Source organism: Nostoc sp. MG11 (genome assembly GCF_014904695.1).
In the GTDB taxonomy this organism is placed as follows: domain Bacteria; phylum Cyanobacteriota; class Cyanobacteriia; order Cyanobacteriales; family Nostocaceae; genus Komarekiella.
In genome coordinates this window covers 354,721-368,979 of sequence record NZ_JACXXN010000004.1, presented here as the reverse complement: position 1 = coordinate 368,979, position 14,259 = coordinate 354,721, and the positions used below count along the sequence as shown (strand labels likewise).

9 protein-coding genes are annotated in these 14,259 nt (G+C 39.9%); all 9 read right to left on the bottom strand.

What is annotated here, in order from left to right; all coding sequences use genetic code 11:
• Window positions 1-343: 343 nt before the first annotated feature.
• The 9 genes from HCR01_RS08885 to HCR01_RS08845 all read right to left on the bottom strand — a co-directional run bounded on the left by HCR01_RS08885 (window position 344) and on the right by HCR01_RS08845 (window position 14,253).
• Entirely contained in the window at window positions 344-1,627 is a 1,284-nt protein-coding gene (locus tag HCR01_RS08885) for a glycosyltransferase (RefSeq protein WP_193195850.1), read from the bottom strand.
• 286 nt (window positions 1,628-1,913) lie between these two features.
• Complete coding sequence (locus tag HCR01_RS08880) at window positions 1,914-2,597, bottom strand: class I SAM-dependent methyltransferase (protein WP_226889227.1); 684 nt, start codon at window positions 2,595-2,597, stop codon at window positions 1,914-1,916.
• A 215-nt stretch (window positions 2,598-2,812) separates the two neighbouring features.
• Entirely contained in the window at window positions 2,813-3,823 is a 1,011-nt protein-coding gene (locus HCR01_RS08875; protein ID WP_193195848.1) for an NAD-dependent epimerase/dehydratase family protein, read from the bottom strand.
• A gap of 61 nt (window positions 3,824-3,884) precedes the next feature.
• The gene (locus tag HCR01_RS08870) at window positions 3,885-5,762 is read right to left on the bottom strand and encodes a hypothetical protein (RefSeq protein WP_193195847.1); all 1,878 of its coding nucleotides are present in this window, start codon (window positions 5,760-5,762) and stop codon (window positions 3,885-3,887) included.
• Between the two features lie 15 nt (window positions 5,763-5,777).
• A complete protein-coding gene (locus HCR01_RS08865) occupies window positions 5,778-6,083 on the bottom strand; it encodes a phosphopantetheine-binding protein (RefSeq protein ID WP_193195846.1) in 306 nt (101 codons plus the stop codon).
• Between the two features lie 52 nt (window positions 6,084-6,135).
• Entirely contained in the window at window positions 6,136-7,482 is a 1,347-nt protein-coding gene (locus HCR01_RS08860) for a phthiocerol/phthiodiolone dimycocerosyl transferase family protein (protein WP_193195845.1), read from the bottom strand.
• Window positions 7,483-7,553: 71 nt separating this feature from the next.
• Window positions 7,554-9,233, bottom strand: coding sequence for a PfaD family polyunsaturated fatty acid/polyketide biosynthesis protein (locus HCR01_RS08855; RefSeq protein WP_193195844.1), 1,680 nt, complete (start codon window positions 9,231-9,233; stop codon window positions 7,554-7,556).
• A gap of 299 nt (window positions 9,234-9,532) precedes the next feature.
• A complete protein-coding gene (locus tag HCR01_RS08850) occupies window positions 9,533-12,898 on the bottom strand; it encodes a PfaB family protein (RefSeq protein ID WP_226889211.1) in 3,366 nt (1,121 codons plus the stop codon).
• Window positions 12,895-14,253: a polyketide synthase gene (locus HCR01_RS08845; protein ID WP_193195843.1), complete on the bottom strand. Its 1,359-nt coding sequence runs from the start codon at window positions 14,251-14,253 to the stop codon at window positions 12,895-12,897. Before HCR01_RS08845 ends, HCR01_RS08850 begins: the two co-directional genes overlap by 4 nt.
• Between the last annotated feature and the right edge of the window lie 6 nt (window positions 14,254-14,259).

Genomic DNA, 14,259 nt, shown 5'->3' with positions numbered 1-14,259 from the left:
ATCTAGCCACATTACTTAGCGACTAGAGAAACAAAAAGTTGGAAGGCAATGGAGATGCACGTAGAACAGTAAACTTTTAAGATAGAAACCTACGGTTAATTGGGTACAAGAAACAATGCATATATCTGTTTTTCACAGCCATTTCTATATGCTCCTTATACCCTCTTTTCAGAAAGTGTGAAATTAATGTTATGGCCCACGAACTTTCATCCTCTGCACCAAAACATCAGTAAGATAAGTTCAAGATTGTTTATTTTTTCAGATGGAAAGCTTTAATATGAAGGTTATAGGCTGCAAAAAGTGCAAGTTAAATGTAAAAAAGCTCAATACATTTACTCTTCGCCTACCGAATCGATACTGTTCTACTACCTTTCACCTCTAATCTCTTCAATACTCCAGCATGCTGGTAGAGTATGTTTTCAAATTTTTCCATACACGCCGACCAATTAAATTCCAATATTGAGGGGCGAGCATGGCGAGTCAATTCTGCTTTCAGGTAAGGATTTTTGAGAATTGTAATCACCTTTTGGGCGAAATCTTTTGGATTATTAGGTTCAGCCAGAAAACCGTTATGGCCGGGGAATATATGCTCCGAGGTTGAGGGTGAAAGGGTAGCAACCACAGGGGTTCCAGAAGCCAGGGATTCGTTAGTTGTGGTGCAAAAGTTTTCGGTGACGGAGGGATTCACAAATACGTCTGCTCGTGCAAACCATCCCAGAAGTTCTGTGCCGTGGGACTCACCCCAAATTGTAATACCAGATCCAAACCTTTGGGCACACTGCCGGATCTTCTCATCTAGAGGGCCGCTACCAACTATGACCAGATGAACATCAGGAATTTGGGCAGCGATAATCGGAAATGCATCTAGTAGCTGATTAACATTCTTTTCCGCACAAATTCGTCCGACAAACAGCAGGGTCGGTCGGTGGTCGTTCGGAATAGGATCATAGCTAATGTTTCGGGGATGAAATTTATCGCAATCGACCCCTTGATAAGCAAGATATTCTGTGCGTTGGGCTTTCATCTGCTTGTACTTAGTAAGCTGTTCTCTGGAAGAAAAGTAATTGACATCATAAGCCTCACTTAACTGCTTGATTAAAGCTGGAATGATAGGATGAATCAAGCTGTAGAGCCAATGCCCTAGATAATATCGAATGTAGGCAACAATATCGGTATGGAACATCGATATTATTGGGGTACGTGTTTGCTTTGCATATTCGGTTCCAATGGGGCGACCATAACCTTGTAAGAAAAGAGAGTAGCAACCCATCATTGCTGGCGCTTCTTCAACCACCACAATGTTAGGCTTGAAATTCAAGAGCAACTGAGTATCGCTCCAATGCTTATTATGCAATGGTTCGGGGAGAGACTTATAGAAAATGAATGGCTTGGTTGGGTAAGCATAAGCAGAAAAGTTGGGGAAAGACAGAGCTTCCTCCATCTCTCGCATAGGACGCTTGTGAACTTCTTCGGGGTATAGGTCATTAATTTCAGGGTGGATGAGCAAAACTTCATGCCCTTGTTGTAGCAACCAACAAACCCGTTGGTGTACTCCTCTAGAAATCCCCGACAAGAACGGAGCATATGCTGCTGTAAAAATCGCAATGCGAAGAGGTTGTTTTTTCATAAAACCTGAAACCTTATCCAAAAGAAAAGTATGGAAACACGGAACTTAATAGGACTTTGTTAGAAACTAAAATTCAAATCGCTGCAATTCCAAATAGGGCAAGGGTTTTACATTTATTGAGCCTTTTTCATTTTTTTAAGTAGGTTTGAGGCGCTTTCATCTCTATTGATGTATTTACCCTCTCTACAAAAACTTTTAGATGCTTTTGATGCCAGAAAATTTTAGAATCCCAGTAAGAAGTTAAATTTTGAAATCATAATTTTGCGTAAGTCCTGATGGTCTGTTGTTACTCAACCATCGAGCTGTTACTCTTGCGGGCAGTAACCAAGAGTTGGGGGATGTCAAAACCGCCGCGCAGGATAAAGTCGTGAATGACCTGCCATCCTCTGCGGCTAAACAATAGTTCCCTAATTGATGGGGCAGTCTCTGGATATAACTTTCCTAAGCGAAGCAGATCACCGCGAGTCAAAAAACACTGATCGCAACGGTAGTAATCTACTGAAAATCCGATCTTTTCAAGTAGAGCAAACACCTGTTCCTGAGTAAAAGCATGAAGGTGGTATGGATCCATATGGCGTGTCTCACCCAGTGGTACAGAGAGCAGCAATATACCATCGGGAGCCAAGATATTATGGATACGTTTAAGGAACTTACTAGGATGATTTAGGTGTTCTATTGTCTCGAATGAGGCAACAACATCGAAACGCTCCGACCATTCAAACTCTTCTGCATCAGCACAGATAAACTCTATGCTGGGTGTCTGATAGTTTTGCTTGGCATATTCTATAGTTTGGGAGGACACATCGACCCCGACTACAGTAGTTGCGCCTGCAAGGTGAAGCATTTGGCTACCATATCCGGCACCACATGCAATATCCAGAACCTTTTTGCCTTTTACGTAGTGAGATGCAGTCTCATAGCGTCGAAAATGGATTTCAATCATCCTTAAACTTGCCGGATCATTCGCCATCTGGTTGGGGACAAGACGTTCTACAATTCCCCATGTGGAGGCAGGACTCTTTGAAGCTTCTAGCGATGGTATGACAAAATTACTCATGACTTATTGGTTTCCAAGAATGTGGTGTAACTTTTCTCGATCTAGTGAAGTACGTTATGAAGTAGCTGTTACTCTATCTCAGGAGACTAGGAAAAGCTATATTTGGATTTCATTGTTCTCATGGTCAATTACTGCAACTCAATTAATTTTCGGATATCGGTTTTTTGCAGCCATTCCTGTGTGCGCTGCATTCCCTCTTTCAGATCAATTTTGGGTTTATAGCCCAAAATTGTTTCTGCTTTAGCAATGGAATAAGCATAGGGACGAGAGATAAAATCTATGGACTCAGGCAAAATATCAGCCTTTTTTCCAAAAAGTTTCCGTCCCTGGTAGCGTAATTGCGCCAAAACTTTAAGTTCTTCTTTTGGCAGAGAATTAGGTACAGGTACACCTGCCATTTCTGCTAAGCGTGTGAAATACTCTTTCCAAGAAGTTTCTTGTCCGTCAGTAATATTAAAGATTTCACCGTAGGTTTCTTTTTCTATAGCCAAAAATATGGCATCAATCAGGTTGTCTACATATATATGATTGATGACTCCTCGTCCATCATTGGCATAGAAAAATAATTTTTGGCGCATCAAGAGAATCGGTTGGACTACCCAAGGAATGCTCCCTGGTCCGTAAACATCACCTGGTCTGATGATGATAATCCCAAAATCTGGTGGGGCATTCAGTTGTAAAATGGCTTCTTCAGCTTCTATTTTCGTTTGACAGTAGGGATTATTTTCACCAGATAACGGCCCTAATTCTGTGATGCGATCGCCATAGTTGAAACCATAGACCATTACACTGGAAAGATGCACAAAGGTCTTGACACCAGCATTTTTGGCGGCTTTAGCCATGTTGACAGTACCACCTACATTTACCTCACGAAAATGCTCAAGTGATGCACTTTGATTGGCCATGTCAGCCGTATGCAAAACAATGTCCACTCCCTGACAAGCCTTTTGAGCAATAGCAGGATCAGTAATGCTGCCCAAAATCACCTCAACACCCAGTTTTTGAGCTTTTTCAGCTTCATCTGTGCAATGTTGCAGCCCACGAACTTCCATCCCTTGAGCTAAGGCTAACTCAGCAGACCGCAAGCCAATAAACCCACTAGTTCCCGATATCAAAAGCTTTTTTTGTGAGAGGTTCATAAAACTTAATAACTAAACTTGGTTGAGAAATTCAGCATGATAAAGACGAATTGTTCTACGCTTAAATTTCGTCTTTACCTACTTTTGCTTTCAAAGAAGCAAAATGTTTTCCACCTAGTTCAATTTGCCCATCTGCACACCCAGTTTTCAATCTTTCGACTAGATAACCCAAATCATGAGCGATGAAATTTGTGCCATGATCTGGTTCTACCAAACTAACTAAAGCATGATTTTTTACCTGTTGCTTTGCCAAGCTGGCAATACCCAGAAAGTTGAATACTCCTGATTCATAAGTTCCACAAGGGACTGAAGGGTTATGTACTCCAACGCAGTATTCATTAGGTTTAAACCAGTCAAATACTGGATAACCGTGGAAATGAACAATTGGTGCGCCATTTTTAATTAATTCCGGTGTGTACAAAGCAGCGCTAAGACTAATGGCAAGCATTACATAAACATCATACGAAGGCTTGACATCTACTATTTGAGGGTCAACTTTCTGCGGTAACTCTAGTAATAATCTGTTTGTCAAACCAATTCTGAGGATATCATTCTCAAGACTCAAGTTTGTTTTATTTGAGCCGGAGCGAGCGCTTAAAATCCAAATATCAGGAATTTGTTTAAATTTATATTCTGCGCCTATCTTAGTTTTTAAATATCGTCTACCTGTAGCATTTTGGCGGACTTGATCAATAAGAAATCCTGCAACAGGATCTAGGCTATCCCAATTCGTCTCAGTTATTTCAATTTCGCCTATATAATGTGGTGGCTCTGCGTAAGCTACAAAGCCGTAAGAAACACCAGTTCTACCATTGACGATGACATTAACAATATCTCTATGAGACTGTCTTTTAATTACCTCACTTAGCTTTGAACCAGGAGGAAATAAATTTGTGTCTGCTAAATGATTACTCAATGCAATTAAATTTTTGGCATAGATTGATTCTTGAGGATTGAATTTTCCTAATTTAAATTTGCTTAGTGGCAGAGGTAATATGGGGACATAGACTTTAGGAATGAGTGATTTTAAGACAAAATTGTCTATTTCATTGCGAGAGAACACAGAATCAGACAGATTCATATTTAAAATTGAAAACTGAGAATCAGAAACTCCAATCACAATTTCTGAAAACGTTCTGATCAGAGTATTTAATCCAATCTTGATCTTCTGTTGATAGGGAGTTTGCGAATTAACAAACTCTTGATCTAAATCTGTAAGGATAATTATCTGAGTATTCGTGGGATCTTCAACATATTTAGCTGCACACTCTTCAGCCCAACCAATTAAGCGAGCGATTCCTGAAACCGATATTTTGCGGTCTTTCAAAATAAAGCGAGAATAAAGTTGATACAGCTTTTCGGCTGCAAATGTTTCTGCGCGACTTCTCACAGAAGGTGGTCTATCAACATCAATTACAGCATTAACCCCAGTTTTAACTACTCTAGTTTTGATGCTTTGCTTCAAGTTAATAAATGGTATCTTAATATCATAAGAAAACTCTTTTGTAGCTTGTTCCCAAGGTGTAACTTTCACCCCATAGTCATGGAATTTATGTTCTAGTTCGGCTCTAAATTTGATAACTTCGGTATTTTTGTATCCCTTTTGTAGAGGTCTAAAGGTGACAGTTAACCTTTGAGCCATTAGTTTTGGGTCAATAATCGGTTGCTTGAACTCTGGATTTAATTCATCGCCTACTTCTCCAATTAAACGACCAATTGTTTGCAAGCTTAAACCCTGGGCAAGTGGCACAAGAGAAGAACTATTAAGATTGCGATCGCACCGCAGAAATTCTAAAATTTCTGACTTATGTGCAACTAGTTGTGCCTGGATATCTTGTGTTATTACTCCTTTGGGAGAACGAATATTTAATGTTTCGTTCTCAACCCAAATATCTACGCCTTGTTGTCTAAGACTATTCACGATTTCGGTTGTATTCATAGTTTTAATTAAAGACTATATCTCAAATATTTCTGATTCTGAAGCTTGAAATTCTTCGGCTAATCGTTGGGAAAGTAATTCAATAGTAGGGTAATGCCACAGCACCAAGGGAGACAATTGAAACCCCAATAACTTTCCTGTTTGAGCAGCCAAGAGCATCCCCTGAACTGAATCCAAGCCGTAGCTATCCAAAGGCTCTGTAATATCTATCTCATCGGGATTAACTTTCAGCAATTCAGAAATATGAGAGACTAGCCAAGCTTGAATTTCTTCAGCCGTGTAAGATGGTTTTGCAGTTGAATTAGGAATAAAATTGCTCATTTACGCACCTCGAAAAGAACAGATGTTAGACGATGTTTGATAGTATGGCTGATTAAGAAATACACATATCGTATGTAAAACTAAGATTAAAATTCAAATTACAAACATCAAAGATGCAGGACATTACATTGTTTACAAGACTCTCCATCATATCTAGACTAATTGAAGGCTCAGAAAACACGAAATTCAACAGCATTTTTCCCTGAAAAGTTGAAGCATGGGTAATAAACATACCTGCATATAAAGAATGTGAGCCAGCAAAACTGATTTCTTCTAGTTCAAATTCACCGTAAACTTTGGGAATATTTACTTTGCCAACATTGGAGACAGATACCGTGGCTGCGACTTCTTTGGGTTGTATGAAACAAAAATTGATGAGATGCTTGGCAATTAACGCCATGTTGAAGATATCACCTTGCTTTGTACCAGCTTCCAGCTTTTGTTTTACCTGTCTAGCTAATTCCCAGAAGGAAGTATTTTTCTGTATGGTGTAAAAGCCCATCATGGACGAAGCCAATACACCCATTTGCTCATCACTAATTACAGATTGAATATGTCTCCTTAAATCAAAATATGACAAGCAACTTACTCGTACATCTTTTCTATTAACTTTAGTTATTTTTCTCGCTACTGTAAACATCAATGCAGTACATAAAGCACTATTTACTGTCGTATTTTCTTGGCGACAACGATTTACAAACTGTTGGGTTAACTCTGGGTCAAGTTGTCTGTGAATAAGATTACAACGACGTTGTGCAATGGGTACGTACTTTTCAAAACCTAATGTTTTTGGTCGATGCCAAATCTTTTGAACCGTCAGCCGCAATAAAAAGCGCAGGCTACTTATCTTACCTTTGAAACCCTTCGTCTCTTCAGGTAATAGTTCTTCGGTAGGTGGGAGTGGAGCTAACTTAGTAACTGGGTTAATGGCTTCGCCAGACACAATTTTTTGACAATAAGTCAAGATTTCTGAGTGAAGTTGAATGCATGATAAACCATCTGCGATCGCATGGTGTACTGTTGTAATTAAGTAACAGATATGCTTCTCACTCAAGACATGAACAAGTACCACTCGCAGCAGACCTTTACTACTATCAATTTCCTCATTCATCTCCTCACAAACGACTTCTTGCCACTGTTGAGCCTCTAAATTATTTACAACGCGCAAAGCAATCTTTGCTGTTCCATCGCTTTGAAAGTAGAGACGATTATTAAAACAGACAATCTGAGAATTCAGACGAGACTGACGACACTGAACTATGTCTAAAGCCTGTTTAATAATTTCTTCGCTGAGTGCTCCCTTGATGCGGCTAATAGTCAGTATATTCCAAGTTTTAGCACGCCTATTTAAAATTTCCATAGCTTGCTCAAGGCGACCCAGCCTTCTGTTGTCAGTCATTATTTTTCCTTTGAAATAGTTTTATTAGACTTCTTAGATAAATATTTTTAGCGTTGCTGAATTTTAAAACCTCAATCTTTATCTAGTAAATTACTGGAAATCATGGGTAAATACTGGTTGTAGTAATCCGGAGTTTGTAATCCTTGAATTCTCAAACTTTGTATTCGGTACAAATATCCGGCTCCAGTCATGATGTGGTGAGCAACATCAACCACGCGACGATTATTTGGCTCAGATAAATAAGAACCTCTTACCCAGTCATTAAAGCTGCCTATTGCAGGGCCACACCAGATTTGATAATCAATTTCTCGACCTTTTTCACCAGAATTAGACCAGCGAGAAGATAATCCGAGATACCAGCGGAAAATTAAAGCCATTTTTAGTTTGGAGTTACTGGCTGCTTTGATTAATTTATCGGGGTTGCGCTGGGACAAATAATTAACTGTTTCTTGCCAGACTGCTTCTAGACTATTTCTAAAAATTTGTTTTTCTAACTTCTCTCTTTCCTGGATAGGAATGTCTTCTATCGAGTCATAGGTTTTGTATAAATCAAACAGTTTTTGTGCTCGGAGAGGAAAGAGAGTTCCTTTTTTTAGTACTTGAAGTTTCACCCCCATTTCAAACATATCTGCGGCTGGAGCCATCATTACATCAGTCATCTCGGCTTGAGCCAGCAATTGTTTGGTATATTGAGAAGCTCCAGATTCAATGCATGACTGATTAATGGAGCCAGTTACCACATAAGCAGCACCCATCATAAAGGCTGCTAAGGCTGATTGTGGTGTAGCAATCCCTCCTGCTACGCCAACTCTAACGGGTGTTTCGTAATGATATTTTTCCTGAATTTCATCACGCAAAGCAATAATAGAAGGTAACAAACAAACCAAGGGACGATTGTCTGTATGACCGCCAGAATCAGCTTCGACAGTAATATCATCAGCCATCGGAACTTTGGCTGCAAGAGTTGCTTGTAACTCAGTAATTAGTCTTTGCTCAACAAGTTCCTTAAGAATTCTAGCTGGTGCTGGTTGGAGAAATTTAGTCGCTACTTCTCGGCGAGAAATTTTAGCAATGACTTTATTTTTGATTTCAATTTGATTGGCGTCATTTAAACTAAGTCCAGCAGCACGGTAGTAGACGATGTTAGGAGTTAAGTCGAGAAATGCTGAAGCTTCTACAGTTCTGACTTGATATTTGAGGTATAAACCTACCGCACGCCGTTCAATTACAGGTTCGTTGGGACTATGAATTAAATTAAAAGCATAAGGGCCTTGAGGTAAAGCTTGTTGAATGCGATTAATAGCTGCTTCTAAACGGTCTGGAGTTAAACCACCTGCGCCAAAGGAACTGAGAACTTGCTCTTTACCAAGTGCAATAACCATTTCTTCAGAAGCAATACCGCCAGCCATTGCGCCAGTGACGTAGGCATATTTGACGCCATGAAATGAGAGAAAATTAGGATCACCTAGCTGTTGAATACGAATTGGTGGGACAAATGTCAGCAGTTCTACTTGTAATGTTGTGCCGTTATCAACTGGAGATAAATATCCTTCGTTGGTAACACCAATTTTTCCGGCAACTTTCACGATGTAGCAAGGTTTATCTAATACCATCAATTTCTCTTTGATGGCTGATTGCTCAAAAGATATAGATTCTAAAGAACCTTTCCAAACTTGGTTTTTCCTATAGTAATAAGCAGAAAATCCCAGACTATTAACGTGTTTGTTGAGTACTGTGTCTATAGTTTGCATAATAGCCAGACCTCGAATGATAAGGAGTCACTATGAACTGCTTTAAATTCAAAACAATATGCACCTTTGTCTTTATAGACTTGCCTATTTTTCAATTTAGGAAAGTGGTAACGAAGAAAATAAAAAACTTTTCATTACCTCTTATCTAAATCAGGACTTACGCAAAAGTTGCCAAAAAGCTTAATTTATCGTTCGCGCAGCGTCTGTCTGCGACACGCTGCGCGAACGTAGAGAAGAACACCGAGAATTCATAAAGTGTGCGTAAGTTCTATAAATATGCAAATTCAATAAGCTATGACTTATTGATTAAGCAAATTTTGGACAGTAGATAATTGTAATTGGATGATTGCACTCAGTTGCTTGCTAGATTCTTGTCTAGCTTCTAAAAAAGCAGCGTGAGCTTTACTTGTACTGCAATTATTGACAATCAATTTTTGAAACTGAGACTTATTAAAATTGGATAAGGAGCCTGTATAACTAAAATAGTTAGATACATTAACAGGATCCTGAAGGCTTTGAGTAACTTTTTGTTGGTTGACATTTGATTTTGAAGTTTGTAACTGTTCTTTTGGATCACAATAATCGTTGTTGAGAATAGTTGGAGTTTGAAGATAATTAATGATTTCCAACTCTCTAAAAATAGGCGTGTGTTCAGCAGGTTTATGCATGATACCAGCTTGATTTTGAAAAAATTTGCGGTTTTCTTCACTCAAGATTGTGGCAGTAATTGAGTTGCCACCCAAGTTAACAGTTTTGAGAGTTGTTGTACTTTGATTAGCAGTTTCTTCTGTGAAACTGTAAAGTGGCGATAAGTCCAATTCAACTTGATGGCTGAGGAGTTTTGCTAATGCTTTGACAATAGAAGTATGGTCGTCCACACCTTTGCGATTTAAGGATACTGTGATGTGTTCTTTATTTATGAGGATTTGATCAATCCATCGAGAACAAACACTACCAGCGCCGGCTTCCAGAAATATTCGCGCACCATCCGCATAGACGCGGTTAACTAATCGTGGAAAATCAAGTTGTTCACACTGGGTTTTTGCAATACTGTGAGCGATCGCTTCACTATCGAGTGTGATAGGTTGATAATCACCTGCGGAATAAAAGACGATATTTGGGATATTTTTAGATGGTAAATTGTTTAATTTTACCAACTCATCGTACTGCGATCGCATCGGCTCACAATGAATCACATGGTCGAAAGGAGCCGGAAAAGCATTGCAACCTAAAGTTTCAATTACTCTCTGACACGCTGCTGTTTCACCAGCAATTAAGACTTCTTCTGGTGTACTGATCTGAGTTAAATAGACACGATTCTCAGATTTAATACATTCTCTGACTTGGGATGGAGTGGCCATGAGAACATAGATACTCCAAAAATCGTTGTCTTGTGAATCTGGTGTATCTGTCAATCCCCAATACTCACGCACAGCATGTTTCGGGCCAGATAACTTATCTCCAAACAGTGAGGATGAGTTTAAGCTATTACTCCCACCATGAAAATTACTCCAAACTCCTTGAGCAACCATCATGCTAGTTTCACCCAGGCTATAGCCAAACACACATTGTGGTTTGACTTGGAAATCATCTCGAATAATTGTAGTAATGAGTCGAGAATAAGCTATTTCCGTTTCAAACATTGATAGGGAATCATCTAGCAATTGCTGTTCGAGAGTTTCCATCTGTCTGGGTGACAATTTCTGCAAACTTCGGGGATAAAGTCGCTGATGAATTTTGGTGGCGCGGTTAGCTAGACTATTAAATAGCGGGTCATCGAAGACTTTCGGAAATAAACGGAAGAGATTTTGACCAATGCCGATATATGAATTGACTGCGGCTGGATAAACGTAAGCTAATCCTCCAGTTTTACCTAGTGGTTTAGCTGTGAAATAACTCCCTATGGGTGTTTGCCAGTCTGCGTTTCGCTCAAAAGCGCTATTGACACCCTTACGCGCAGATGCAATTTCTTTAACTAATTCTTGCTTATTACGTCCCGCGATCGCTAGGGTATATTTTGTCTGTAAACACTTTTGAAAGGTAACAAATGTCTGGCTAGCAGTAGTTGATAAAGCAGAACTGTTTTCGATGTTTTGTTGGAGATTATCCAAAGCCTCTAATAAATTTGAGCGCTCATTAGCTGCTATGGGAAAAAGATAATAAGGTGTTTGCTGCAAATATCTGCTGCTGCGCTCTTGTTGGTTGGATTCTTCTGACAAAATTAAATGGGCATAAGTCCCATCACATCCCATACCATTAATTGCTGCGATTCTCTTGATACCGTCCTTACCAAACAACCAAGATCTTGAGTCCGTAGCAACATAAAAAGGACTGCCTTGCCAAAGTTCTGGTGTTTTGACGCCAGACCAGTTGGGAGTCGCAGGAATATATCTGTAATAGAGACAGAGAGCGGTTTTGATCAGGCTAGCAATTCCTGAAGCCACATAAGTATGACCAATATTGGCTTTGACACTACCCAGCGCACAGTACAAATCATTTCCCTGTGGGGGATAAGCTTGAAGCAAACCTGTGATTTCGGCTGCATCTTCTTGAGGAATGCCGCTACCGCAAACTTCTACATAGTTCACCTCTGTGGGGTGAATACCTGCCATCTGGAAAGCTTGATTGCAGACTTCGTTGACAGTTTCCGCATCTGTTGAGGTGGAATGAGCTTGCCCAAAACTAATGGCATCAATGACTGCATAAATGCGATCGCTGGAGGTGTTCGCGGAGACGCTGACGGAGCCACCGCCGGAGCCATCGCCGTTTTGTTGGGCAGTTTCGTAACGCTTCAGGACGACGGCGCCTGCACCTTCGCCAATCATCCACCCATTCGCTTTCTGGTCATAACTTAAGGTATTAACACCAGTATTAACTTTTGCAAATTGGTTTCGCAGCAAGACATTTTCCACGCCTCCTGCCAAATCGACAGCACCAACAACCACAGCATCGACTTCCCCAGTAGTCAGTAGCATTTGTGCCACTTCCAACGCTTTGAAGGCGGAAGTTTCCACAGCAGTTACAGTAAATGCCGGCCCGGTGAAATTCCATAGAGCAGAAATCCGGCTCGCCATGATATTGGCGATGTAACTCAGATATTCACCAATATCTACTTGATGATGGATACTATCTTTGACAATAGTTTCTAGCTTAGCAACTTTATCCACAGGCAAATCAATGTTTGCAGCATTCAGTCCATCTTTGATCTGCCAAGAAGAATTCCATCTTTGCTGTAACTGGTGAACAGAAAATTCTGTCTCAGCGGCAATAATAACTGCGACATTTTCCCCTTCTTGAATGTTCGCATCTTTCAAGGCGCGATCGGCAACCTTCAGCAGTAATAATTGTTGTGGGTTGAGTTTTTCTATTTCATTCGGGGGGATTTTGTAAGCTAAAGTATCAATTTCAAAATCTGTGATATATGCCCCTACGGGTGCTTTTCCATCTGCCAAACCGTACTCTGTGAGTAAGTTTTCTTGCTGTTCTATGCCATACCATCTTTGAGGTGGCAGAGGAATAAAATGCTGTTTGCCATCATAAATACTACGTTCAAAAGCATCTAATCCATTACATTCGCCAAAAAAGGCATCCATGCCAATGATCACAATTTTGGCTAGTGGCATAGGTTCAGCTATTGTGCTGATGCTTTCTTGTTCAAGACTCATTTTACTATGTTTCCTTGTTCAAGAATTAAATGGGAGTTGGTTCCACCAAAGCCAAAAGCACTTAATGCTGCACGTTTAGTTGTCGTATTATTTGGCCATGTTGTGGTAGTTCTCACAATCTTTTTGGCGGAAATTATACTATCGTCAGAACCTAGAGGTTCACTGACATTAATAGTTGGTGGAATCACGCCATAAGACATACTTAAAATTGTCTTAGTCAAGCTCACCATACCGGCAGCAACTAGTAAGTGACCAACATTGGCTTTAGTAGAACCAACTAAAGGTGCTGCTTGGTGTTGACCAAAAAAAGTTTCTATAGAGTTGAATTCGGTGCTATCTCCTAATAAAGTGCCAGTAGCATGACACTCCATATAATCAATTGCCTTTGGACTGAGTTTTGCCTCAGTATAAGCTCTCTCAAAAGCTAGTATTTGTCCTTTAGAATTAGGGCTGAGCAGATGCTTACCTTTGCCATCATTAGAAAGCCCATTTCCGCAGATAGTTGCTAAAATTTTATCCCCATCTCTGATGGCATCATTATATCGTTTTAGCATGACCATGCCAATCCCTTCGGATGTAATTAGTCCTCTAGATGATTTATCTAAGGGACGGCTGAGATCGTTTTCTGGATAACCTTGAATACCAGAAAATAACATCCGTAAAAACAGCGGATCTGAACAGCTAATAGCTCCCGCTAACATCAAATCAGCTTTGCGTGACCAAAGATAATGAGATGCTAATTTAATCGCATAAAATGCTGAAGAACAAGCAGCATCTATACAGAAATGGGTACTAGATAGAGCAAAAGCTTTGGCAATTAGGGCTGCGGGAAAACCGGATACCATAGCATTATATGGAGACGCTTTAGCTACGGTTGGTAGGGCAGGCAAACGAAAGTCTTGTTGTAAAAGTTCTGCGATCGCAGATTGAATCGTTTGCTGATAAATCGGTGCTAACAATTGATTAGAGGATTTGGTTGGTAAGGATAAAGTCCCTAAAATAACGCCACATTTTGAGAGAACAGATTTTCCTGCATAACCACTCTGCTCAATCGCTTGTTTAGCAGCATAAAGCGACCATTTAAATGTATCATCCAGGCTTTCTAAAAAATTTGATGGCAAATTATAGTCATCAGCATTAAACTTAAAGTCGCGGACGAACCCTCCCTTAAGTGAATATATTCTTTCTGGCTGTCCTTTAAGTGAATCATAAAAGATGCCGGGATCTAATCCCATTTCCTCAGCAGTGACCGATGAGATGGAATCTTTTTCCTCAGCAAGATTCTGCCAAAATTGCTCAGGGTTTGTAGCATCAGGAAAGAGACATGATAATCCAATAATTGCTATTTTTTCCACTACTTA

What these genes read in the sequence shown, in the direction of transcription:
- HCR01_RS08860 (WP_193195845.1), bottom strand. Translation starts at nt 7,482, where the DNA reads ATGACTGACAACAGAAGGCTGGGTCGCCTTGAGCAAGCTATGGAAATT.
- HCR01_RS08875 (WP_193195848.1), bottom strand. Translation starts at nt 3,823, where the DNA reads ATGAACCTCTCACAAAAAAAGCTTTTGATATCGGGAACTAGTGGGTTT.
- HCR01_RS08850 (WP_226889211.1), bottom strand. Translation starts at nt 12,898, where the DNA reads ATGAGTCTTGAACAAGAAAGCATCAGCACAATAGCTGAACCTATGCCA.
- HCR01_RS08870 (WP_193195847.1), bottom strand. Translation starts at nt 5,762, where the DNA reads ATGAATACAACCGAAATCGTGAATAGTCTTAGACAACAAGGCGTAGAT.
- HCR01_RS08880 (WP_226889227.1), bottom strand. Translation starts at nt 2,597, where the DNA reads ATGGCGAATGATCCGGCAAGTTTAAGGATGATTGAAATCCATTTTCGA.
- HCR01_RS08865 (WP_193195846.1), bottom strand. Translation starts at nt 6,083, where the DNA reads ATGAGCAATTTTATTCCTAATTCAACTGCAAAACCATCTTACACGGCT.
- HCR01_RS08855 (WP_193195844.1), bottom strand. Translation starts at nt 9,233, where the DNA reads ATGCAAACTATAGACACAGTACTCAACAAACACGTTAATAGTCTGGGA.
- HCR01_RS08885 (WP_193195850.1), bottom strand. Translation starts at nt 1,627, where the DNA reads ATGAAAAAACAACCTCTTCGCATTGCGATTTTTACAGCAGCATATGCT.